Genomic DNA, 21,974 nt, shown 5'->3' with positions numbered 1-21,974 from the left:
GCCCGCTTTTCGTTAGCAAATCCTCCACATAGCTCTGGCTATGCGTCCGGTTTGCTGCCTCAATCGGACAGAAAAATCTACGCCAATCTGGCAGACTTCATTTTATCAGTGATTCCTTTATTTCCGTACCAAAGGTTACAGCCTTTTGGCTTGTTCTGCGTTATAATCGTCACATAGAGATGACAAAGACCATTTGATATATAAAGGAGCTTTGACGATGGAGAAGATACTTGATCTGAAAAAGACGGTCGCCGAATTGGTGGAGGAGAATCCCGAAGTCAGTGAGATTATGGCGGAGATCGGCTTTAAGGAGATTACGAACCCCGTTGCGCTGAATGTGATGGGGCGCATCATGACGATTCCGCGTGGTGCAGCAGTGAAGGGCATCGATCTGGCGAAGGTCATTGCGGCGTTCGAGGAGCGCGGCTATCAGGTCATCAGTGAGGATGCACAGTCGCGTCAGGGACGCATACGGAACTTTATCGAGCGTCTTTCCGGCGGTGAGGATCTTGAGTCCGTCCGCAAGGACTTCGTACAGGAGTTCAGCCACGTTGACGCGCAGGAAATCATGACGGCAGAGCAGACCCTCATCAAGGAAGGAATGCCCGTCAGTGAGGTGCAGCGCCTCTGCGACGTGCATTCGGCACTCTTTCACGGCGTAGCAAGTGAGCCGCCGCCGGGTGCGCTCTCACATGATGAGATTCATGCGCAGGCAGCATCAGTGAACCCTGATGATATCGATGCACTGCCCGAGGGGCATCCGCTCACGATTCTGCGCGCAGAGAATGCGGCACTCGAGACCCTGCTTGACACGATTGAGGCTGAGCTGGACGGCGCAAAGCGGACGGATGTTATGCTCCAGCACATTCTTGCGCTCGGCGATGTGCGCTCACACTACATCAAGAAGGAAGAGCTGCTGATGCCGATTCTCTATGACTACGGTGTCACGGGGCCCTCGCAGGTCATGTGGGGCATCGACGATGAGATGAAGCGCGAGCTCGCGATGATCATCAAGGCACTCAAGGCAGACGCGGAGACGCTGCCGCTCTACGAGGCGCGCATCCGTGCACTTACGCAGCGCATTCGTGAGATGATCTTCAAGGAGGAGAAGATTCTCTTTCCGCTCAGCCTGCGCTATTTCACGCAGATGGAATGGTATCGCTGCTATCATGATCTTCCGGATATGGGCATCTCGTTCGGTGTTCCGATTCCTGCATGGGAGGCGGCGCAGCCGTGGCTCGATCAGGAGGCAGAGCGTCTCGCACGGTCTCAGGTGGGGGGGAAGCTCCAGTTCCCGACGGGCGAGCTGTCGATGGAGCAGCTGACGACGATCCTTCAGCTCTTGCCCGTGGACATTACCTTTATCGACAAGGACGATGTCGTCCGCTTCTTCACGAACGAGGGGCAGGTGTTTACGCGTCCGCTGTCCGCACTCGGACGCGATGTGATGAACTGCCACCCGCCCGAGATCATTCCCGTAGTGCGGAATCTGATTGCGGACTTCAAGGCGAAGAAGCGCACGCAGATGATCGTGCACCGCTACATCCGTGAGCGTCCGATTCGCGTACACTATCAGGCAATGTACGATGCGGCGGGCGAATACATCGGCACGGTTGAGTTTGTGACTGACCACGCAGAGCCGTTGGAAAAATTCCGTCGCTAAATATTGGCATTGCGGCAATCCCCCACGCGAACACCTCGTTGCGCAAGGGGTCGCTATGGGGGACATGCCACATTCCAAGCATATAACTCAGCCTGTCAAGAAAAATACTTGACAGGCTTTTCGTTTGCCGTTATAATCGCAGAAGTGTTTAGAAACAGGTGATGTGCATGGAGCGACTTTATTACCTCGCACGGCTGTATGATCTCTACGGCGGGCTTCTCACGGGAAAGCAGCGCGAGTGTCTGCGTCTGCACATCGCGGAGGACTTCTCCCTCGCGGAGATCGGCGAAGAGCTGGACATTACGCGGCAGGCGGCGCATGACAATATTCGCCGCGCAGAGCGCGCGCTCACGGAGATGGAGGAGACGCTCGGACTCCTCGCGCGTCAACAGACGCAGGAGCACGCACTTGCTGCCGTCTGTGCAGAGCTGCGCGCACTCAGAGAACCGATTGCGTGTGCCGATGTGCGGCGTATCGCGGACGAACTGGAACAATACACAGCACAGGATGATACGAAGGAGGTGGGAGAATGATCTTTGAGAATCTGTCCGATCGTTTGCAGGGCATATTCAAGAAGCTGCGCGGACATGGCAAGCTGACTGAGGATGATGTCAACGAGGCGATGCGCGAAGTGCGAATGGCGCTCCTCGAAGCGGATGTCAACTTCAAGGTCGTCAAGGACTTCGTCAAGCGCGTGAAGGAGCGTGCTGTCGGGCAGGAGGTGCTCGACACGCTCACGGCGGCACAGGCGGTCATCAAGATCGTTGACGAGGAACTGACTGCGTTGATGGGCGGGACGGAGAGCCGTCTCAACATCAGTCCGAACCCGCCGACCGTTATCATGCTCGTCGGCCTCCAAGGCTCTGGTAAGACCACCTCGGCGGGCAAGCTCGCACTCATGCTCAAGAAACAGGGCAAGCGTCCGCTGCTTGTCGCGGATGATATCTATCGTCCCGCTGCAATCAAGCAGCTTGAGGTGATCGGCGAAAAGGTCGAGGTGCCCGTGTTCTCGCAGGGACAGGAGGATGCGGTCGCAATCGCGCGTGCCGCGATTGCACACTCGGCATCGCATGCGAATGATGTCGTCATCATCGACACGGCGGGACGTCTGCAGGTTGACGAAACACTTATGCAGGAGCTGCGCGACATCAAGGCGGCGGTGAAGCCACACGAGATTCTGCTCGTCGTCGATGCGATGACCGGCCAGGAAGCTGTCAACGTCGCGCAGTCTTTCGATGAATCGCTCGGACTTGACGGCGTTATTATGACGAAGCTGGACGGCGACGCACGCGGCGGCGCTGCGCTCTCGATCAAGGCGGTCACGGGCTGTTCTGTAAAGTTCGTTGGTATGGGCGAAAAGCTTGAGCCGCTTGAGGTGTTCCACCCTGACCGCATGGCATCGCGCATTCTCGGCATGGGCGATGTGCTCTCCCTCGTGGAGAAGGCGCAGGAGAACTTTGACCTCGAGAATGCGAAGAAGATGGAGGAGAAGCTTCGCCGCAACGATTTTACCCTCGATGACTTTCTCAGCCAGATGCAGCAAGTCAAAAAACTTGGTTCGCTTAACAGCATCCTCGGTATGATTCCGGGAATGGGAAATCTCAAGAAAAAACTTGGCGATCAGGAGTTTGATCTTGACGGCAAGGAGATGCGTCAGCTCGAGGCGATCATTCGTGCGATGACACCAAAGGAGCGCGCGGATATTACGATCATCAACGGCAGCCGCCGTAAGCGCATCGCCGCGGGCAGCGGAACGCGCGTGCAGGATGTGAACAAGCTCCTGAAGCAGTTTGGCGAGATGCGCAAGATGATGAAGAAAATGAAGAAGATGAAGGGCAAGGGCGGAATGCCCTCTATACCGTTGCTCGGCGGAATGGGGCTTCCGAAGATGCCATTCTTCAAATAATACATAGTAAATAACACACAACGAAAGGTGGTGAAATTATGGCAGTCAAGATTCGTTTGAACCGCATGGGTGCGAAGAAGAATCCCTTTTATCGCATTGTTGTCGCCGACTCGCGTGCACCGCGTGACGGTCGATTCATTGAGATCCTTGGAAACTACGATCCGTCGAAGCAGCCCGCCGTTGTCAATGTTGACGAAGAGAAGGCAATCGACTGGATGAAGAAGGGCGCACAGCCTACCGACACGGTCAGGAACATCCTGAGCAAGAACGGCACGATGGCGAAATTCGCTGAGGCAAAGCGTCAGAAGGATTGAAGAGTAGCGCTTATCAAAGGAATTCCTTCATTTCGGTGGAGGATTCCTTTTCATGAGCGTATTGCGATGAGGAGTGACGACCGGCGTGAAAGAGATCGTGGAGGTTATCGCGAAATCCTTGGTGGATCATCCGGAAGCTGTCGTCGTTGACGAAACGCAGGATGATCAGGAGATCATATTGAGACTTCGTGTAGCGGAGGATGACATGGGTAAGGTCATCGGCAAACAGGGGCGCATTGCAAAGGCACTGCGCAGCGTTGTCAAAGCCGCAGCGACGAAGGAGAATAAGAGGGTGACGGTCGAGATCGGCTGAACCCGCTGGGGGAGCTGTCTGTGACAGCCCTCGAAACGGCGCGCGTCTCGGACGGTCGCCGTTTTTGCATATCTATATCTATAGCAATAGGAGAGATACAGAGTGGATTCTATTTCTATCAAAGTGCCTGTCACCGTCAAGGCGAAGCTGACGGAAAAGCTGCGTGCGAAGATGCTCAAGGAGATGGAGGAAGGCCTCAGCCGCGCAGAGCTTGAGGTACAGCAGCTCGGTATTCAGGAGAAGCGTGTGATGCAGGAGGCGGAGCAGGGCGAACTGACCCCGCAGGCGATCCAGCATATCAACACGATTCGTCAGGAACGCCAGCGCCGCCTGGACTACATCGAGGAGACGCGCGCACATCAGGAGGAGCTGCAGAAATTTGTTGAGGGCGCAGAGATTGTGCAGGGCACGCTTGAGCGTCAGGTCGAGGCGAAGGTCGGCGACGATATGCGCGAGCTCATGAACGTTGAGATTCTGGTAGAAGATGACAAAATTATTGCCATCCGTTCCTGACGGACGCATTGTCATCGGGCGCGTAGGTGCTGCACATGGCATTCACGGTGATCTGCGCATCATCCCGCTCACGGACTTTCCTGAGCGCTTTGTGGGGCTGAGCGAGGTTATGGTAGGCGATGAGCTCCTGCATATTGTGAGTGCAAAGCCGCAGGGAAAGAATATCCTGATGCGCTTCCGTGAGTATGGAGTGCGTGAGGAGGCGCAGCGCCTGACGGGGCGTCTGCTTACTGTTGCACGCGAGGAAGCGGCGCCGCTCGATGAGGGTGAGTACTATGTCTTTGACATCATAGGACTGACGGTGTACGATGAAGCGGGCAATGAGCTTGGCATAGTCGAGAATGTCCTGAAGACGGGCAGTAACGATGTCTATGCCGTGCGCAGTGAGAATGGACGAGAAATCCTCATTCCAGCACTTCGCGCTGTCGTGCGTGTGATTGATGTGCCGGGCGGACGCATGACGGTACGACTGCCGGAAGGGGCTCACTGATGAGCGGCGAGGAGAACATATCTCCTTGCCGCTTTTTCTTTGCGGAAAAGCGCGTATCATGTTATAATGTATCAAATTGTTTCGTTTTTTCAGGAACCACTGGCAACAAAAGGGGACAGAGTATGCTCACCTGTATCACGCACTCTCCCGAGGAGACTGCGCATTTAGCGGGAACGATCGGTAAAATCATCCACGAGGGGACGGTGATCTGCCTCGATGGAGAGCTTGGGGTGGGCAAGACCCTCTTTGTACGGGCACTCGCGCGGACACTTGGTGTAGAGAGCGACGTGACCAGCCCAACATTCAATCTCATGAACATCTATGAGGCGGCATGTCCCATCGTTCATTTCGACCTCTATCGGATCGAATCCGAGGAGGAGTTGGAGGACATTGGCTTCTATGAGTATGCGGAGGCGACGGAGGGTATTGTACTGATCGAGTGGGCAGAGAAGTTTATCGACGCGATGCCTGCTGATCGTTTGCAGGTGAACATCGCAGATCTGGGTGGGGAGGAGCGCCAATTCACCTTTGCTGCTGAAGGGGAGCTTAGCACGGCGCTCTTGGAGGAGTTGAGCGATATTGTCGATCCTGAGCATTGATACATCTTCGCAGGTTTCGAGCGTCGCCGTCCTATCGGAGGAGTGTGTTGCTGCAGAAATCAGCATGCAGGGCGCGCTGACGCACTCAGAGACACTGATGCCGCACATCGATACGGCGCTCCGTATGGCCCGCGTAAAAAAGGAAGAACTCAAGGGAATCGCCGTCAGCATAGGCCCCGGTTCGTTCACAGGACTCAGGATCGGGCTTGCGTCGGCAAAGATGATGGCGTATGCCATGCATATTCCTCTCGTCGCCGTACCGACACTCGAGGCGCTTGCTCATCACTATGTATGTGAGGGCGTGCGCCTCGTTGCTATGATGGACGCACAGAAGGGAAATGTTTATGCGCAGGAATTTGCGTGGGAGACGGGCACAGATGGATTGACTCTGCGGGAACAGCGTGCGCTCGCCATCCTCCCGCTTGCAGAAGTTATTGCCTCACTTGAGGGAACTGCGAAGTCCGTTCTTCTGCTCGGCGATGCCATGCAGAAGAAAACGGCGCTTGCGCTTCCGGCCAATGTGCGTCTTGCACCGATTCATGCGCGTATGCCGCGCGCGGCATGCGTGGGACTGGCGGCTCTTGCACGCCTTGTGCGGGGGGCGGTGGACGATCCTGTAACGGCTGCGCCGCTCTATCTTCGCCGCAGTGAGGCGGAAGTGCTCTGGGAGAAGCGGCACGGTACGGAGGCGGCGCAGTGATTCACTTTCGTGACCTATTGCCAGAGGACGCGGAGGCCGTGGCAAATATCGAGCGCGAGAGCTTTCCGACACCGTGGTCGCGTGAGGACTTCTGGCGCGAGGCATCGAATGACTTTGCATGCTATATCGTTGCGCTCGATGATGTGGAAATCATCGGTTTTGGCGGCTGTTGGATCTCGTTCGAGGAGGCGCAGGTGACGAATATCGCGCTGACTTCCGTGCAGCGCGGCAGGGGGCTTGGCAAAGCTCTTATGGCACGGCTGATGCGTGCAGCGGCGGCGCGCGGTGCGGAGCGCATGACACTCGAGGTGCGCCCGTCGAATACGCCCGCACTGCGGCTCTATGAGGGGCTGGGGTTTGCGGCAGTCGGCATACGAAAGAAATACTATCAGGACAACGATGAAGACGCGATCCTGATGTGGCATACGAAGCTAAAGGAATTTGTAAATGAAAGATGTGCAGGAGAAACTGACGCTCGGGATTGAGACGAGCTGCGACGAGACCTCGGCGGCGGTTCTGCGCGGGACACGCGAACTTCTCTCATGTGTGATCGCGACGCAGATTCCGATTCATCAAAAATACGGCGGTGTCGTCCCCGAGATCGCTTCGCGCAACCATATTCTGAGCATCCTGCCTGTCATCGAGCAGGCGCTTGCAGAGGCGAGGACGGAACTCGCGGAGATTGACCAGATCGCCGTCACCTATGGGCCGGGACTTGTCGGTGCGCTTCTCGTCGGTGTGTCGGCGGCGAAATCGCTCGCATTCTCCCTCGGTGTACCGCTGATCGGGGTCAATCATCTCGAGGGGCATATCTTTGCGAACTTCCTCGCGACACAGGATCTCACACCGCCCTTTATGGCGCTCGTCGTCTCGGGGGGACATACGGCGCTCGTCGATGTGGCGGACTACGAGACATTCCGCCAGATGGGCAGGACGCGTGATGATGCGGCGGGCGAGGCTTTTGACAAGGTGGCGCGCGTGATGGGACTGCCGTATCCGGGCGGTCCAGAGATCGACAAACTTGCACGCACGGGCAATCCCGCCGCAATCGACTTTCCGCGTGCACTTGCGCAGGAGGGCAACTATGAGTTCAGCTTCAGCGGACTGAAATCTGCCGTGCTGAACTACATCAACAGCGAGCAAATGAAGGGACATGTACTGAACAAGGCAGATATTGCCGCTTCCTTCCAGTCCGCCGTAGTCGAGGTGCTCGTACACAAGGCGTTCGAGGCAATCCGCGAGGCAGGGCGTGATACACTCGTCCTCGCGGGCGGGGTTGCGGCGAATGCAGCGCTTGAAAAGCGTCTGCGCGAGACGGCAGAGGATCAGGGAATCCGTTATCTCTACCCGCCGCTGCGCCTTTGTACTGACAATGCTGCGATGATTGCGTGCCGAGGTGCGTATCAAGCCGCGGCAGGGAAGTACAGCGATCTCTATCTGAACGCGGTTCCAGGGCTTGATTTTGCGTGATCTTGGAGTTGATATTCGACGATTTTGTCGCGTATCAACTCTTTTTCTTTGTTTAGATCATGTTGTAACGAAAAGAAATTATTATCATTGCAAAGATGAATCCCATTCGTTATAATGAAATCGGAAATGGTCAACAAAAGGTATATTTTTCAGGGGGAATTATGATGAGTCAAAAAGGTGGAGGGGCACAGGAGGCCATGCAGAAATTTGGTCGTTTCCTGTCCGGAATGGTTATGCCGAACATCGGTGCGTTTATCGCATGGGGCTTTCTGACTGCGCTGTTCATCCCGACGGGGTGGATGCCGAACGAATACCTCGCGCAGGTCGGCGGCCCCATGAGCAAGTGGCTGATTCCTCTGCTCATTGGCTACAGCGGCGGCGCAGCAATCTACGGGCATCGCGGCGGTGTCATGGCGGCGATCGCGACGTCGGGCATCATCGCAGGCTCGGATATTCCGATGTTCCTCGGTGCAATGATTATGGGCCCTCTGGGCGGCTATATCATCAAGAAATTTGACGATGCCATCCGCGACAGCATTCCGGGCGGCTTCGAGATGTTGGTCAACAACTTCTCGCTCGGCATTCTCGGCGGCATTCTCGCGATGATTGCCTACGCCGTCGTCGGCCCCGTGGTCGGCGGTGCAAACGACATCCTGCGCAGCGGCGTGGAGGGGATCGTTGCGATGGGGCTTCTGCCGCTCGCATCCATCATCATCGAGCCGGCGAAGGTGCTCTTCCTCAACAACGCGCTCAACCACGGCGTGCTCAGCCCGCTCGGCATTCAGCAGGCACAGGAGTATGGCAAGTCCATGTTCTTCCTGCTCGAGGCGAACCCGGGTCCAGGTTTTGGTATTCTGCTTGCGTATTGGCTTTTTGGCAAGGGCATGGCGAAATCGTCCTCGCCCGGCGCGATGATCATTCACGTTCTCGGTGGTATTCACGAAATCTACTTCCCGTACATTCTCATGAAGCCGACCCTTATCGTTGCAGCGATTGCAGGCGGCATGTCCGGTGTATTTACCCTCGGCTTGCTTGGCGGCGGTCTCATTGCACCGTCCTCCCCGGGCTCGATCTTCGCGATCATCGCCATGACGCCGAACGGCTCGGCACTCTTTGCGAACCTCTCAGCATTCGCCGTTGCGACGGCCGTATCCTGCGCGGTTGCCTCCGTCTTTATCAAGATGTCGAAGGATGTCGAGGAGGATTCGCTCGAGTCTGCACGTGAGAGCATGGCAGATATGAAGAATCGCGGCAAGGATCTTCCCGGTGAGAAGAAGATTGTAGGCAAGGATCTGAAGGTCATCGTCTATGCCTGTGATGCGGGCATGGGATCGTCCGCCCTTGGTGCAGCGGCGCTTCGCAAGAAACTCAAGAAGGACGGCTATACGGATATCTCCGTTACGAACTGCGCGATTGGTGCGATTCCGAGCGAAGCGCAGCTCGTCGTCTCACATGAAAAACTTGCCGAGCGTGCCCTGGCGGACTCGCCGCAGGCAGAGCATATCTGGGTGCGAGATTTTACGCAGAACGATGTCTATGAGATTGTCACGACACGTCTGAAAGAATCGTCTGTCGAAGCGGGTGCTCCGGCATCCGATGAGGAAGCTGAGGCGGCGGCAACGGTCAGCGAGGGCGTTCTGCTCAAGGAGAATGTCAAGGTCGGCCTTTCGACTGTCAGCCGTGAGGATGCAGTCATGGCGGCGGGCAAGATGCTCGTGGCAAGCGGCTACGTTGACGAGGGCTACGTGCAGGGCATGCTCAATCGTGAGCAGGATCTCTCGACCTACATCGGAAAGGGCATCGCGATTCCGCATGGCGAGAACGCGGTCAAGGATACGATCAAGAAGACGGGCATTGTTGTCTGTCAGTACCCCGAGGGTGTCAAGTTCGGCGATGAGACAGCACATCTCGTCATCGGTATTGCGGGCGTCGGCAACGATCACCTTGCCATTCTCGCGAATATTGCGACCATGGTCGGCGACTACACGGATGAGCAGCTCGAAGAACTGTTCAAGACGGAGAGTGTCGAGCAGCTGTACGAAGTCTTTACGAAGGCGGACTGAAAGGAGCGCACGATGAAACAGGCAATTCATTTCGGCGGCGGCAACATCGGACGTGGCTTCATTGGGGAACTGCTCGTACGCTCAGGTTATGAGGTTACATTCGTCGATGTTGCGGAGGCGCTGGTCGACGAGATCAATGCGCGCCGCTCCTATGACATCGAGGTGGTCGGCAACGCCCCAAAGACCATTCACGTCGCGCACGTCAAGGCAATCAACAGCAATGTGAATCTCGAGGAACTGCTGGATGCGTTCGTCACGGCGGATATCGTGACTACCGCCATCGGTCCGAACATCTTGAAGTTCATTGCGCCGAATATTGCAAAGGGCCTTGCGCGCCGCGTTGAGAAGAACGAGACGCCGCTCAACATCATCGCATGCGAAAACATGGTGGGCGGATCGACCGTCCTCAAGAACTTTGTCTATGAGCATCTGGATGAGTCGACCAAGGAAAAGGTCATGCGCTGCATTGGATTCCCCGACGCTGCTGTTGACCGCATCGTGCCCATCCAGCACAATGAGGATCCCCTGCTCGTGAAGGTCGAACCTTTCGCGGAGTGGGATGTCGACCGCAAGGGTGTGGTCGGCTCAGAGCCGCAGATCGAGGGACTGACGTGGGTGGACGACCTCGAGGCGTATATCGAGCGTAAGCTCTTCTCCGTCAATACGGGACATGCCTCCATTGCCTATATGGCTTATCTCAAGGGCATTGAGGACATCGCGTCGGCGATGAAGGACGAGGAGATTGTTTCCTTTGTCCGCCGTGTCTGGGCAGAGACAAGCGAACTGCTTATCGAGAAGTACGGCTTTGATCGTGAGAAGCATGCGGCATACATCCGCACGGCAGAGGAGCGCTTTACGAATCCGCACCTTTCCGATGCCGTGACGCGTGTTGCACGAGGTCCGAAACGCAAGCTCGGTGTGAAGGATCGCCTTGTCTCCCCGGCAGCGCAGCTCATTGAGCGCGGCAGAAAGCCCGAGGCACTTGCGACCGTCATCGCCGCCGCCCTCCGTTTTGACTTTGTCGACGATCCCGAGGCAGTCGAGGTGCAGGGCTACATCAAGGAACACGGCTTTGAGAAGGCGCTCATGCACTTTACAGAGATTCCGCCAGGCTCCGAGCTCTTCAATCTCATCCTTGATAAGAATGCAGAATTGAAGAAGTAAATTAGAACCACATTCTAATGGAATGACGGTACAATATTTGTACCGTCATTTTTACTGTCATGAAGCCTGTATGATATAGCATAGAAAAAAGAGGGAAGCATTATGAACTATCGAAAACTTGGAAATCTCATGGTTTCGTCCGTTGGACTTGGGTGCATGGGCATGAGTCAGAGCTACGGTGCGCCCGCCGATAAAAAGGAGATGCGTGAGCTGATCGCCGCCGCTGTCGATATGGGTATTACGCTCTTTGACACAGCAGAGGTATACGGAACGCCGGATGATCCGCATGACAATGAAAAATTGGTCGGGGCATCACTTGCGCCCTATCGGGAGAAAATTGTTCTTGCGACAAAGTTTGGCATTCATTTCGACATGAGCCTTCTCAAGGAGGGAAAGAGTCCCATTGTTCCGGATGCGCGTCCCGAAGTGATCCGTGCCTCTGTAGACGCATCACTGCAGAGGCTTGGATCGGACTATATTGACCTTTACTATCAGCATCGCGTCGACCCTAAAATCCCCGCCGAGGAGGTTGCAGGTGTAATGGGTGATCTGATAAAGGAAGGAAAGATTCGCCACTGGGGCATTTCCGAGGCAACGGAGGAGCACATTCGCCGTGCACACGCCGTCTGTCCGCTCACAGCAGTGCAGAACCGCTACTCCATGATGACGCGTACGTACGAATCCCTCTTTCCCGTGCTTGAGGAGCTGAACATCGGCTTTGTCGCATTCTCGCCGTTTGCGAACGGCGTGCTTACGGGCGCATACGACAAATTCTCAACATTCGAGGCGGGGGATATGCGTGCACGGATGCCGCAGTTCAGTGCGGCTGCGATGGAGGAGAACAGTCAGCTTCTTGCGCTCCTCCATGGCATCGCTGAGGAGAAGGGCGCGACGTGTGGGCAGATTGCACTCGCGTGGATGCTCTGCAAGAAGCCGTACATTGCTCCGATCCCGGGAACACGTGAACGCGCACGCCTCGCAGAGAATGCAGGGGCTGCAAATATTGTTCTTTCATCAGAGGAAATTGCCGCGATTGATGAGCGTTTGGGCGCAATGTCGATGTCTGAGGTTTTTGGAGTCATGCGAAACTAGGTGTGATAAAGATCATAACACAATGATAAAAATTATATATATTAAAAAATCCTGAAGAAGCGGTCGGATTTTCGTGATGAAATTCTGGCCGTTTTCTATATCTTCGATTATTTAAGAGAAATGAAGCAGGTTCATTTTTGAAATAGCCTACAGCTATAGAAAAAAACTATGGAAAAGATGTATTTCATTTTTCTTTTATACCTGTGGTAAAATAAATTAAAATTATGGAAGGGATAGCCTATGGTTGAAATTCGTTTGAACGATGTCAGTCAAATGTTTGAAGGGCGTGAAGTTCTACACCAACTTACGTGTTCCTTTCAAGGCGGCAGAGTGACTGCCGTTGCCGGGGCGAATGGCAGCGGGAAATCGACACTTCTGCGTCTCGCGTCACGGCTCATGCTCCCAACCTCCGGAACGGTTGATACGTTTTGGAACGGCGCCCCTGTCAAAGGGGCAGAGTACCGGCGTCTGCTCGCATTGGCGACGCCGGAGATGGAGTTGTATACGCGCCTCACGGTACGAGAGAATCTTGCTTTCCTGCTCGGTGTACGCGGCATTGCATCGGATGATGATACGATGGCGGCGCTGCTCGAACGCGTGGGCCTTCCCCGGGAGGTTCTGCCGCGCATGACGGGGCAGCTCTCGACAGGGATGCGCCAGCGTGTGCGTCTTGCCGTTGTGCTCGGCATTGATGCCGAGGTCTGGCTGCTCGATGAGCCGGGGCTTGCCCTCGATGAACGCGGGCGTGCGCTTCTCATGAACGAGACGCGTGCGGCGGCGAAGAGGGGACGGCTTATTCTGTGGGCGACGAATGATCGGGAGGAGAGGGAGGCAGCGGATGCGTGTGTCGAACTTTGAAGCGGCGCGCAGAGTTGCCTACAAGGAACTCCTCGACGGCGTCCGTCATCGTGCTGGATATGTGACGATGGGGATGTTTGCGCTGACTGTGATCGCCTTCCTGAGTATGTCGCTCGCAGGCGGGATGTCCGATGCACGGCTGACAGCGGCGCTTCTCTGGGTTGTTGTCTTCTTTGCGGCAACGCTGCAGGGGGAACGGCTCTTTGCGGAGGAGGCTGCGGCGGGCACGCTGCTCTTCCTGCGGATCTATGTTCCGGCACAGGCAGTGCTCTTTGGAAAGATGGCGGCACACTTCGTCACACTGCTGATTCTCGCCGCGATTGTTCTGCCGCTTATCCTCATTCTGATGAATGCACCATTCGTCCTTGATGTCGTGTTCCTCACGGCGCTCGTTTTGGGACTTTGGGGCATGGCGGCGGCGGATACACTGCTCGCGGCGGTTGCCGCTGGGGCAAGCGTACGCGGGGGACTTGTCCCCGTGCTGCTGCTCCCATCCATGCTGCCGATCCTCCTGCCCGCGATTGCGCTGACAGCGGGGGAGGGAGAGCCGTCGCTCCTCGGCGGCATGCTGATCTATGATATGGCGCTCACCGTGGGTGCGTCGATGTTGTTTGATTCTCTCTGGATCGAGAGTTAGGTTGGAGGTTTGGGATGCTTGCAGGCGTGATCGGTGTTTTGACACTGGCGGTTCTGTATGCTGTCTTTTTCTTGGTTCCGCCCGCGCAGGGCTTGGGTGACTATGTTCGTATTGCATTCTTCCACATCCCATGTGCGTGGGTTTCGGTCATTGCGTTCTTCTGTGCCGCCTATTGGGGTGCACGCTATCTGAAAACGCGAGACCTTCACTATGATGCAAAAAGTGCACGATCCGCGTTCCTCGGATTGCTTTTCACCCTCCTCGCAACGGGGAGTGGGGCGATCTTTTCGAAGCTCACATGGGGCGCCTACTGGAACTGGGATCCGCGGCAGACGACGATCTTCGTTCTGCTTCTCATCTATGGGGCATACGTCACACTCCGTATGACGATGCGGGATGAGCGGGCACGCGCTTCCTCGTCGGCAGTCTATGCACTCTTTTCCTTTATTGCAGTTCCGTTCCTCGTCTTTATCCTGCCGCGGATGTTCTTCTCACTCCATCCGTCGCCTGTGCTCAACGGCGCGGGGCGGCTCGATATGGATGCGGTAATGCTCGGAACGCTCATGCTGTCGCTGCTCGATCTGACACTCATGTATGTTTGGCTGATGAAACGGGGGGATCGTCATGCGTAAATATTTCTTTGTAGTACTGATTCTTGGATTTATCGGATATGCAGGGTACTTCTTTGCGGACTCGGTGACGCCCTACGTCGGCATTGCAGAGGCGCGTACATCCCAGCGGAATGTGCAGGTCAGAGGACTTCCCGATGATACCGTCGAGCCGCACATGGAGAACGAGATGTTTGTCTTCTCCATCGCAGACGAGGAGACGGGGGAGAAGATGCTCGTGCGCTATAAGGGGATTAAGCCGGATACGTTTGATGAGGCGTATCACATTGTTGCGATTGGGAAATATACAGGGGATGCCTTCGTTGCGGACAAGCTGCTCATCAAATGTCCGTCGAAATACGAAGCGGAACAAGGAAAGGTTCAGGTATGATCGGAACGGTACTCGTAGGGGGTGTACTGCTCTTTGCTCTCGCTGCAATGCTTTTGGACATGCAGGGGAAATATAGTCAAAGCAAAATCTGTGCGTATTTCACAGGTCTTATGTCGGTCGGTGCAGCGGCAGCGCTCTTTGCCGTTATCCTCGCGGATGATTTCAGCTATAGTTACGTTGTCAGCTACTCGTCCATAGACCTGCCTCTCCTCTATAAAATCTCGGCATTCTGGGCGGGGCAGCAGGGCTCATTCCTGCTCTGGCTCGTGATTCATGCCGTCGTCGGCATGATATTGGCACAGAAGGGCCGCATGACGCCAGCGGGACGCGGCATCTATCAGATGCTCACCGCGATCCTCGCCGTCCTCGTACTCATCAAAAGTCCGTTTGTTCCCGCTGAGACGATTGTGCTTGACGGGCATGGAATGAATCCGCTGCTGCAGGATCCGTGGATGGCGGTGCATCCGCCGATCATCTTCGTCGGCTATGCACTGCTCGCCGTGCCCTTTGCCTATGCGCTTGAGAGCATGATAAAGGCACCGATGGACGGAGGCTTCCTCGCTCCGATGTGCCGCTGGACGCTCATTGCATGGGCGTTCCTCGGTGCCGGCATCTTCATCGGAGGTTACTGGGCGTATAAGGTGCTCGGGTGGGGCGGCTACTGGGGCTGGGATCCCGTGGAGAACTCCTCGCTTGTGCCGTGGCTGCTCGCCTGCGTCCTGCTTCATCTAATCTCCGTTGCGCGCGAACGGCGCGCTGCGTACTATCTCGTACATCTCGCAGCCATCTTCTCCTACGCGTTTGTCCTCTACGGGACGTTTCTGACGCGCAGCGGCATTCTCGGTGATTTCTCCGTGCACTCATTCGCGGGTTCGGACATCGGCTTCTACATTGCTCTCGCAAATGCACTGGTACTCCTTGCGGGACTTTGTGTACTCATCGCACGGATTGAGCGACTGCCGAAGGGGGCGCTTTACGAGCAGCACCGCAGTCGTGTATTCCTCGTTCTGCTGGGGATGCTTCTCCTCGTATTCATCGTCGTTATCGTGTTTTTCGGTATGTCCATGCCGCTCATCTCTGGGCTGCTTGGGGAGAGTGCGGCAGTTGATACGAGCTACTATGTGCGTACATCGCTGCCCATTGCGGTTCCGTTTGCACTCCTTATGGCACTCGGTGTGCTTCTGCCCCCTGGCGGCGGGCGTGTCGCACGGCCGCTGTGGATCTTCGTGATCTCCGTGGTTGGCGGTGTTCTGGCGGGACTGGTCGGAGCAACGGATATTCCGTCGATTTTGCTCTCCACGTTCGCCGTACTTGCCGCCCTCGCCGCCATTGAGGCATTCCGCCTTCACAGGCTCGGGCTGGGCGGCATGATCGCTCATGCCGGTGCTGGACTTGCGCTCCTTGCCTTCATCCTCTCAGGGACGGGCAGTCAGACGACGACCGTGACGCTCATACCTGACGAGCCGCAGGAGATCTACGGGCATACGGTCATCTATCGAGGGCAGACATTTGCCGAAAACGGCAGGGAGAAGTCCTATCGTTACGAGGTGGACGGCACGGTCACAGAGGCGGTGACGAAGCTGCGCGCAAACGGTGAGGATGCGGCACGTGAGCCGGCGATTGCAAGAAGCCTTGCGGGCGATCTCTATATCGCACCGTCGCCGACTTCGGCGGAGCGTGACGAGCTGATCCTTCATCGCGGCAAGACCGTTATGGGGATCAACGACTATGCTTACCGCTACGAATCCATCGCATTTGAGCCGCAGGGCGGCGGCAAGACCCTCGTCACGGCGCAGATTGCGCTGACGGACGGCGAGGAGGTCGACGATGCAGCCCCCACGATCCTTGCGACGGAGACGGGCGGGACATCCCAGCCGATCGAGGTGATGAACGGCAAGTTCCGCATTCGTCTCACGGGGGTATCGGCGGATGAACGTGACATCAGGATAGAGATTCTGCCCTCCGAGGCAGAGGAGGCGGCACTTCCTGTTCCCGCCTCGGTCAGTACAAAGCCCGGCATCTCCATCCTCTGGCTTGCCTGTGTTCTCGTGACTGTCGGTGGCCTTCTGGCAGCAGCACAGGCGGCAAATCGGGGCAAAGGAGGTGGATCGGAAGTCTAGGTTTGCAGAAATCATAGAAGGGAGGAAGGACACATGAATTTGAAGCAGTATGCAAAGGAGCATACGCTGCGCTGTATCATCGGTGCGTTTCTCGTGGGACTGTTCGCCGTCGGCGGCGGTATGCTTATGGACAAGGCATCGGCATCGCCGAAGTTCTGCGGCATGTGCCATGCCATGCAGCACGAGGCAAAGACTCACGCCATGTCCACACATGCGGATATCGCCTGCGTGGAGTGCCATCTGCCGCACGACAATATTGCCGTTTACTATTTTGAAAAGGGCAAGACAGGCATGCATGACACGCTCCATCAGGTACTGAACGACTATCCTGTACACATCAAGATCTCCGATCACGGACGGGATATCGTGAATGCCAACTGTCTGCGCTGCCATACATCGACCATGGGAGCGGTATGTCTGGACAGGGGCAAGGACGGAAATGCAAACTGTACGAAGTGTCACAGTGGTATGCCGCATGGTTCCAATCCTTTAGAAGGGGGGATAAGAGTTGAGTAACAGAAAGAAAATCATCGCGGGTGTTGCCGGCGTCTGTGCCCTGTTCTTTGGATTCGTCGCCGTTCGCATCGGTGCACACCCGAACGATGACAGCATCAAACGCGTGCAGATCCAGGGCGACACCGCTGCCAAGATCGGCAAAGAGGCGTACAAGGACGCCTATCCGCTCCAGTACAACTCATTCATGAAAAACAATGAAGAATCTCCGTCGCCCACGGGCTACGGCGGCAGCATGGAGGGCAACAGTCATCTGGAGCACCAGCCCGAGATGCTGGAAAACTTCAAGGGCTATAAGTTCGCCATCCAGTATGACGATGACCGCGGGCATACGTATGCGGGGGCGGATCTCCTGCATACGAAGAGGCTTCCGGGACAGAAGGGGAGTTGTCTACAGTGCAAGGGTTCGTATGTTTATGATGTGTACTTCAAAGAAGGTGGATGGGCGTATGCATCGAAGCCGTTTGATGAAGTTGCGGCTCCCATCACGATGGATGAGTGGTTCGGCTGCTCGACCTGCCACGATCCCGAGACGATGGAGCTGCGCGTCTATCAGCAGGGCTTTATCGAGTCGATGGCAAGACGTGGTGTTGATGTCAACGCTGCCACGCACAATGATATGCGTGCCTATGTGTGCTCGCAGTGCCATACGGAGTACTACTTCACCGCCGAGGATGGTCGTGTCGCACATCCATACGAGAACGGTCTGGATGCCGAGTCCGAGTATCAGTACTACCAGTCCGGTCAGGCAGGCGGATTCAAGGGCGACTGGATGCACCCCGACTCCAAGACGATGATGCTCAAGGCGCAGCATCCGGAGTTCGAGACGTGGGCGACGAGTGTCCATGCCGATGCCGGTGTTACCTGCGTGGACTGCCACATGCCCTATATGCGTGACGGCGGCAAGAAGTACACCTCGCACTGGATGACGAGTCCCTTGAAGACGACGAAGGAATCCTGTCTGAAGTGTCATGACGAGAGCGAGGAGACCCTCGTGGCACGCGTCAAGACCATTCATGACAATACGTTCAAGATCCAGCGCATCGCAGGCCAGACGGTCGCACGCGCACATCGCACGGTCAAGGCTGCGATGGATGCAGGTGTACCCGATGCAGCACTCGAGGATGCACGCGCGAAGATTCGCGAAGCACAGTGGTACTGGGATTGGGTTGCCGCCGAGAACGGCATGGGCTTCCATAACCCCGACAAGATCATGCGTACCCTTGGGCTTTCGATTGATCTCGCACATCAGGCAATCGAGTCCGCCGAGGGAGCACGCCACGGCTTCCAGCCGCTCTGATCGGAGCACGACGAGACCAAAAAAGAATCGCCTCATAATGGGGCGATTCTTTTTACGTTTGGTTTGTGTCTTATAGCATTCCGCTCATCCAGATGAGACGAACGCCAAGCGCGAACATGGCGAGAGAGAGAAGGACAAGGATGACTTTGGACTTCGTCTTCTGCGAGAGGGAAGCGCCGATCTGGGCGCCGATGGCGGCACCGATGGAGATACAGATGGCGGGCGTCCATACGACGTGCCCGAGCCAGACGTGACTGACGACACCGAACGCCGCCGAGCAGGCAAGGACAAAATGCGAGGTCGCTGTCGCCATGTGCACGGGAAAGCCGAGCAGGTAGACCATGAGCGGTACATGGATGACGCCGCCGCCAATGCCGAATATGCTCGAGATGAAGCCGACGCCTGCGCTCGAGCCGATGCCGAGTGAACGGTTGAATGTGAAGCCTGCAGGGAGCGTGTGGACATCCGTATGATTCTTGTGTGTGGCGTTCCAATACATGAGCAGTGCCATCACCAGAAGGAATGTGCCATAGGATGCGTAGAGCATCGGTCCCGTGAAGTCGTCGACGATGTACGATCCAAGAAATGCGCCCGGCAGCGTCGCGAGCGCAAAGGGCACAGCGGCGGGGAAGTAGACGCGCTGCTGACGGATGTAGGCGAGCGTCCCAGAGAGGGCGTTTGCAAGTACAATGACGAGCGATGTGCCCGTAATTTGCGCAGCTGTGTGGAAATACGGATAGACACCGCCGTCGGACAGGAAGAAGATGAAGATCGGTACGCAGATCAGACCGCCGCCGATGCCGACGAGCGTTCCGAATGTGCCGACGAATAGTCCGAGAAGAAGAAAAAGAAGAATATCGAGTCCCATATGCAAACCTCCAAAGTCCATCATGTATTTGCCCATTATAACACATAGGAACCATTAGACAAGGGAGCAGACTTGTGATATGATGAGCGCGAAGAAGCACATTTGTTATTTGTGGGAACTTATTTAGGAGAGCTTCTTTGCATCCTTCTTGGAAAGGAGGGCAGGAACGGGGGCGCCGGCATGTCCGGCACATTATTATATGTACTAAAGAAAGAAGTGACAACGAATGGTTACATTTCTTGGTGCGCTTGCAACGCTCATCGTGGGCTACATTGTGTATGGGGCAATTGTAGACCGAGCGTTTGGCCGTACGGGGGAGACGGCTCCCGCGATTCGGCTGGAGGATGGAGTGGACTACATCCCCCTGCCGACGTGGAAGGTGTTCCTCATCCAGCTGCTCAACATCGCAGGCCTCGGGCCGATCTTTGGCGCACTTGCGGGTGCGCTCTGGGGGCCGAGCGTTTATCTCTGGATTGTTTTCGGTACGATCTTTGCGGGCGGTGTGCACGACTATCTCTCGGGCATGATCTCGTTCCGTGAGGACGGCAAGAGCCTCTCGGAGATCGTCGGCAAGAATCTCGGGCATATCATGCTCCAGATCATGCGTATCTTCTCGATTGTCCTGCTCGTCCTCGTCGGCGTTGTCTTCATGACGGGACCCGCGATGCTGCTTGCAAAGCTTACGGGGCAGGAAGTACTCATGTGGCTCGGCGTGATCTTCATCTACTACACGATGGCAACGCTTCTGCCGATCGACAAGATCATCGCGCGGTTCTATCCGCTCTTCGGCATCTGTCTCATCGTTATGGCACTCGGCATTATGGGCGGCATGCTCTTTGGTGTCGGCGGACACGTGATGCCGGAGATGACGCTCGAGAATCTGCATCCGAAACAGCTGCCCATCTGGCCGCTGCTCTTCATCACGGTCGCCTGCGGTGCGATCTCCGGATTCCACGCGACTCAGTCGCCGATCATGTCGCGCTGCCTCAAGGATGAGCGCATGGGACGCCCCGTATTCTACGGTGCAATGGTCTCCGAGGGTATTATCGCACTCTGCTGGGCTGCTGCCGGTGCGACGTTCTACGATGGTACGGCAGGACTCGGTGCGGCGCTCAAGGAGGCGGGTCCCGGCGGTGTCGTCTATGAGATCTGCAACGGCTTCATGGGCGCCATTGGCATCGGCGGCGTCAGCATCGGTGCTATCCTCGCCATGCTCGGTGTTATCGCCTGCCCGATTACCTCCGGCGACACGGCATTCCGCTCGGCACGTCTGACACTTGCGGACTGGCTTAATATCCCGCAGAAGGAGGCACCGAAGCGCCTTATCATAGCCATCCCGATGCTCGGCATCGGCCTCATTCTCTCACAGATGGATTTCTCCATCATCTGGCGTTACTTCTCGTGGGCGAACCAGACGCTCGCGATGATTACACTCTGGATGGGGGCGGCATATCTCTACCTCCATAAGCCAGGCTCCTATGCCTATGTACTGGCACTCTTGCCGGCGATATTTATGTCGGCGGTCACGACGACCTACCTCCTGCAGGCTCCGGAGGGATTTGGCATGTCGACCGATATTACCTATCCGGCGGGCATCGGTTTCGCGATCCTCTTCACGGGACTCTTTGTCCGCGCATTCATCCTGCGCAAGAGAACGCTTTAAGCAAATGATGACTTTGAGCCGCCGTACGACTGTACGGCGGTTTTTCTTGCAAAAAAAATTATATATGATACAATAGTCAAAGATTAGGCGGGGGTTCCCGTTCTCACACAACAAGGGAGGAACTATACACATGGCGAAGAACGAAGAGAAAGACGTACAGACAGAGGCTGCGGAGACAACTGCTCCTGAGGGCCTTTCGAAGGCGGAAAAGTTCCAGGCGTTTCTCAAAGAGAACGACATCAACTTCTTTGATTCGCAGGCGCTTGCCGATGAATTCCACACGACAATCTTCCGTTCGCGCATCGAGGCGAAGGGGCAGATCATGCCGATGGCGATCTTCATCGACGACAGTATCTTCACGATCATCCGTACGCAGGTTGCGACGGGGATCAATGCGAAGAATGTCGAGCGGATCAAGAGCTACCTCAATACACTCAATGCTGAGTACAAGATCTTCAAGTACTATCTCCGTGAGGATGGCAATATCTATCTCGATATCTGCGTTCCGTTTGTCGATGAGACGTTTGACAGCCGCATGATTCAGACGCTCCTGCCGATTCTTGTGCAGCAGCTCGAGGCTGTATACGAGGATCTCATGGCTGAGGTGTGGGCGAAGGACTAATCAGACGAATATGCCGAGAGACTGCACAGCAGTCTCTTTTTCTTTGCTTGATTTTCATTTCAAATCTGAGTACAATAAAGCACGATAGAGATGATACGGAGAGAATC

The 21,974-nt window shown here is 55.9% G+C and carries 24 protein-coding genes and 1 pseudogene; 23 read left to right on the top strand and 2 right to left on the bottom strand.

The window, feature by feature from the left end:
* Positions 1-94, bottom strand: a pseudogene (locus HMPREF1992_RS11830) (secretion protein HlyD); the annotation flags it as partial.
* Between the two features lie 123 nt (positions 95-217).
* Here HMPREF1992_RS11830 and HMPREF1992_RS08185 point away from each other — a divergent pair.
* From HMPREF1992_RS08185 to HMPREF1992_RS08085, 21 genes are all read left to right on the top strand, one after another.
* Positions 218-1,663 carry a DUF438 domain-containing protein gene (locus HMPREF1992_RS08185; RefSeq protein WP_021685422.1) on the top strand — a complete coding sequence of 482 codons (1,446 nt, stop codon included), beginning with the start codon at positions 218-220 and terminating at the stop codon, positions 1,661-1,663.
* A gap of 167 nt (positions 1,664-1,830) precedes the next feature.
* Positions 1,831-2,196 carry a YlxM family DNA-binding protein gene (gene ylxM / locus HMPREF1992_RS08180; RefSeq protein WP_021685421.1) on the top strand — a complete coding sequence of 122 codons (366 nt, stop codon included), beginning with the start codon at positions 1,831-1,833 and terminating at the stop codon, positions 2,194-2,196.
* Complete coding sequence (gene ffh, locus HMPREF1992_RS08175) at positions 2,193-3,569, top strand: signal recognition particle protein (protein WP_021685420.1); 1,377 nt, start codon at positions 2,193-2,195, stop codon at positions 3,567-3,569. Before ylxM ends, ffh begins: the two co-directional genes overlap by 4 nt.
* 38 nt (positions 3,570-3,607) lie before the next feature.
* On the top strand, positions 3,608-3,883 hold the full coding sequence (gene rpsP, locus HMPREF1992_RS08170; RefSeq protein WP_021685419.1) for a 30S ribosomal protein S16: 276 nt from the start codon (positions 3,608-3,610) through the stop codon (positions 3,881-3,883).
* An 85-nt stretch (positions 3,884-3,968) separates the two neighbouring features.
* Positions 3,969-4,196, top strand: a complete 228-nt coding sequence (locus HMPREF1992_RS08165; protein ID WP_037359233.1) for a KH domain-containing protein — start codon at positions 3,969-3,971, stop codon at positions 4,194-4,196.
* A gap of 102 nt (positions 4,197-4,298) precedes the next feature.
* Positions 4,299-4,709, top strand: a complete 411-nt coding sequence (locus tag HMPREF1992_RS08160) for a YlqD family protein (RefSeq protein ID WP_009655708.1) — start codon at positions 4,299-4,301, stop codon at positions 4,707-4,709.
* Positions 4,681-5,199: a ribosome maturation factor RimM gene (gene rimM / locus HMPREF1992_RS08155; protein ID WP_021685417.1), complete on the top strand. Its 519-nt coding sequence runs from the start codon at positions 4,681-4,683 to the stop codon at positions 5,197-5,199. Before HMPREF1992_RS08160 ends, rimM begins: the two co-directional genes overlap by 29 nt.
* Positions 5,200-5,321: 122 nt before the next feature.
* Entirely contained in the window at positions 5,322-5,798 is a 477-nt protein-coding gene (gene tsaE / locus HMPREF1992_RS08150) for a tRNA (adenosine(37)-N6)-threonylcarbamoyltransferase complex ATPase subunit type 1 TsaE (protein WP_021685416.1), read from the top strand.
* Complete coding sequence (gene tsaB / locus HMPREF1992_RS08145; RefSeq protein ID WP_037359230.1) at positions 5,779-6,498, top strand: tRNA (adenosine(37)-N6)-threonylcarbamoyltransferase complex dimerization subunit type 1 TsaB; 720 nt, start codon at positions 5,779-5,781, stop codon at positions 6,496-6,498. The genes tsaE and tsaB overlap by 20 nt, the downstream gene beginning before the upstream one ends.
* Positions 6,495-6,983 (top strand): ribosomal protein S18-alanine N-acetyltransferase, encoded by a 489-nt coding sequence (gene rimI / locus HMPREF1992_RS08140; RefSeq protein WP_021685414.1) that lies wholly within the window; start codon positions 6,495-6,497, stop codon positions 6,981-6,983. The genes tsaB and rimI overlap by 4 nt, the downstream gene beginning before the upstream one ends.
* Complete coding sequence (gene tsaD, locus HMPREF1992_RS08135) at positions 6,946-7,968, top strand: tRNA (adenosine(37)-N6)-threonylcarbamoyltransferase complex transferase subunit TsaD (protein WP_021685413.1); 1,023 nt, start codon at positions 6,946-6,948, stop codon at positions 7,966-7,968. The genes rimI and tsaD overlap by 38 nt, the downstream gene beginning before the upstream one ends.
* 164 nt (positions 7,969-8,132) lie before the next feature.
* Positions 8,133-10,031: a PTS mannitol transporter subunit IICBA gene (locus tag HMPREF1992_RS08130; RefSeq protein WP_037359227.1), complete on the top strand. Its 1,899-nt coding sequence runs from the start codon at positions 8,133-8,135 to the stop codon at positions 10,029-10,031.
* Positions 10,032-10,043: 12 nt separating this feature from the next.
* The gene (locus HMPREF1992_RS08125; protein ID WP_021685410.1) at positions 10,044-11,195 is read left to right on the top strand and encodes a mannitol-1-phosphate 5-dehydrogenase; all 1,152 of its coding nucleotides are present in this window, start codon (positions 10,044-10,046) and stop codon (positions 11,193-11,195) included.
* Positions 11,196-11,297: 102 nt separating this feature from the next.
* Positions 11,298-12,287 (top strand): aldo/keto reductase, encoded by a 990-nt coding sequence (locus tag HMPREF1992_RS08120; protein WP_037359224.1) that lies wholly within the window; start codon positions 11,298-11,300, stop codon positions 12,285-12,287.
* 240 nt (positions 12,288-12,527) lie between these two features.
* Complete coding sequence (locus HMPREF1992_RS08115) at positions 12,528-13,145, top strand: ATP-binding cassette domain-containing protein (protein ID WP_021685408.1); 618 nt, start codon at positions 12,528-12,530, stop codon at positions 13,143-13,145.
* Complete coding sequence (locus HMPREF1992_RS08110) at positions 13,126-13,782, top strand: heme exporter protein CcmB (RefSeq protein ID WP_021685407.1); 657 nt, start codon at positions 13,126-13,128, stop codon at positions 13,780-13,782. Before HMPREF1992_RS08115 ends, HMPREF1992_RS08110 begins: the two co-directional genes overlap by 20 nt.
* Before the next feature lie 14 nt (positions 13,783-13,796).
* Positions 13,797-14,414 carry a cytochrome c biogenesis protein CcsA gene (ccsA, locus tag HMPREF1992_RS08105; RefSeq protein ID WP_021685406.1) on the top strand — a complete coding sequence of 206 codons (618 nt, stop codon included), beginning with the start codon at positions 13,797-13,799 and terminating at the stop codon, positions 14,412-14,414.
* On the top strand, positions 14,407-14,781 hold the full coding sequence (locus HMPREF1992_RS08100) for a cytochrome c maturation protein CcmE (protein WP_021685405.1): 375 nt from the start codon (positions 14,407-14,409) through the stop codon (positions 14,779-14,781). Before ccsA (HMPREF1992_RS08105) ends, HMPREF1992_RS08100 begins: the two co-directional genes overlap by 8 nt.
* A complete protein-coding gene (gene ccsA / locus HMPREF1992_RS08095; RefSeq protein ID WP_021685404.1) occupies positions 14,778-16,901 on the top strand; it encodes a cytochrome c biogenesis protein CcsA in 2,124 nt (707 codons plus the stop codon). Before HMPREF1992_RS08100 ends, ccsA (HMPREF1992_RS08095) begins: the two co-directional genes overlap by 4 nt.
* 33 nt (positions 16,902-16,934) lie before the next feature.
* Positions 16,935-17,417: a NapC/NirT family cytochrome c gene (locus tag HMPREF1992_RS08090; protein WP_021685403.1), complete on the top strand. Its 483-nt coding sequence runs from the start codon at positions 16,935-16,937 to the stop codon at positions 17,415-17,417.
* Positions 17,410-18,714, top strand: coding sequence for an ammonia-forming cytochrome c nitrite reductase subunit c552 (locus HMPREF1992_RS08085; protein ID WP_021685402.1), 1,305 nt, complete (start codon positions 17,410-17,412; stop codon positions 18,712-18,714). The genes HMPREF1992_RS08090 and HMPREF1992_RS08085 overlap by 8 nt, the downstream gene beginning before the upstream one ends.
* 70 nt (positions 18,715-18,784) lie before the next feature.
* On the opposite strand, the gene HMPREF1992_RS08080 is transcribed toward HMPREF1992_RS08085, so the two are convergent.
* On the bottom strand, positions 18,785-19,582 hold the full coding sequence (locus HMPREF1992_RS08080; RefSeq protein WP_037359219.1) for a sulfite exporter TauE/SafE family protein: 798 nt from the start codon (positions 19,580-19,582) through the stop codon (positions 18,785-18,787).
* Positions 19,583-19,808: 226 nt separating this feature from the next.
* On the opposite strand from HMPREF1992_RS08080, the gene HMPREF1992_RS08075 reads away from it, so the two are divergent.
* Together HMPREF1992_RS08075 and HMPREF1992_RS08070 are read left to right on the top strand one after the other, a co-directional pair.
* Positions 19,809-21,245 carry a carbon starvation protein A gene (locus HMPREF1992_RS08075; RefSeq protein WP_021685400.1) on the top strand — a complete coding sequence of 479 codons (1,437 nt, stop codon included), beginning with the start codon at positions 19,809-19,811 and terminating at the stop codon, positions 21,243-21,245.
* A gap of 130 nt (positions 21,246-21,375) precedes the next feature.
* The gene (locus HMPREF1992_RS08070) at positions 21,376-21,867 is read left to right on the top strand and encodes a hypothetical protein (RefSeq protein WP_021685399.1); all 492 of its coding nucleotides are present in this window, start codon (positions 21,376-21,378) and stop codon (positions 21,865-21,867) included.
* Positions 21,868-21,974: the final 107 nt, after the last annotated feature.

The organism is Selenomonas sp. oral taxon 892 str. F0426 (assembly GCF_000468035.1).
Classification (GTDB): Bacteria; Bacillota; Negativicutes; order Selenomonadales; family Selenomonadaceae; genus Centipeda.
This window is presented reverse-complemented; position numbering and strand designations above follow the sequence as displayed.

Bases quoted from the DNA above. Each gene is read 5' to 3' on its own strand.
- ffh (WP_021685420.1), top strand. From the start codon at position 2,193: ATGATCTTTGAGAATCTGTCCGATCGTTTGCAGGGCATATTCAAGAAG.
- HMPREF1992_RS08080 (WP_037359219.1), bottom strand. From the start codon at position 19,582: ATGGGACTCGATATTCTTCTTTTTCTTCTTCTCGGACTATTCGTCGGC.
- HMPREF1992_RS08130 (WP_037359227.1), top strand. From the start codon at position 8,133: ATGAGTCAAAAAGGTGGAGGGGCACAGGAGGCCATGCAGAAATTTGGT.
- ccsA (WP_021685404.1), top strand. From the start codon at position 14,778: ATGATCGGAACGGTACTCGTAGGGGGTGTACTGCTCTTTGCTCTCGCT.
- rpsP (WP_021685419.1), top strand. From the start codon at position 3,608: ATGGCAGTCAAGATTCGTTTGAACCGCATGGGTGCGAAGAAGAATCCC.
- HMPREF1992_RS08070 (WP_021685399.1), top strand. From the start codon at position 21,376: ATGGCGAAGAACGAAGAGAAAGACGTACAGACAGAGGCTGCGGAGACA.
- HMPREF1992_RS08075 (WP_021685400.1), top strand. From the start codon at position 19,809: ATGGTTACATTTCTTGGTGCGCTTGCAACGCTCATCGTGGGCTACATT.
- HMPREF1992_RS08125 (WP_021685410.1), top strand. From the start codon at position 10,044: ATGAAACAGGCAATTCATTTCGGCGGCGGCAACATCGGACGTGGCTTC.
- ylxM (WP_021685421.1), top strand. From the start codon at position 1,831: ATGGAGCGACTTTATTACCTCGCACGGCTGTATGATCTCTACGGCGGG.
- HMPREF1992_RS08115 (WP_021685408.1), top strand. From the start codon at position 12,528: ATGGTTGAAATTCGTTTGAACGATGTCAGTCAAATGTTTGAAGGGCGT.
- HMPREF1992_RS08090 (WP_021685403.1), top strand. From the start codon at position 16,935: ATGAATTTGAAGCAGTATGCAAAGGAGCATACGCTGCGCTGTATCATC.
- tsaD (WP_021685413.1), top strand. From the start codon at position 6,946: ATGAAAGATGTGCAGGAGAAACTGACGCTCGGGATTGAGACGAGCTGC.
- ccsA (WP_021685406.1), top strand. From the start codon at position 13,797: ATGCTTGCAGGCGTGATCGGTGTTTTGACACTGGCGGTTCTGTATGCT.
- HMPREF1992_RS08120 (WP_037359224.1), top strand. From the start codon at position 11,298: ATGAACTATCGAAAACTTGGAAATCTCATGGTTTCGTCCGTTGGACTT.
- HMPREF1992_RS08185 (WP_021685422.1), top strand. From the start codon at position 218: ATGGAGAAGATACTTGATCTGAAAAAGACGGTCGCCGAATTGGTGGAG.
- tsaE (WP_021685416.1), top strand. From the start codon at position 5,322: ATGCTCACCTGTATCACGCACTCTCCCGAGGAGACTGCGCATTTAGCG.
- HMPREF1992_RS08100 (WP_021685405.1), top strand. From the start codon at position 14,407: ATGCGTAAATATTTCTTTGTAGTACTGATTCTTGGATTTATCGGATAT.
- rimM (WP_021685417.1), top strand. From the start codon at position 4,681: ATGACAAAATTATTGCCATCCGTTCCTGACGGACGCATTGTCATCGGG.
- HMPREF1992_RS08110 (WP_021685407.1), top strand. From the start codon at position 13,126: ATGCGTGTGTCGAACTTTGAAGCGGCGCGCAGAGTTGCCTACAAGGAA.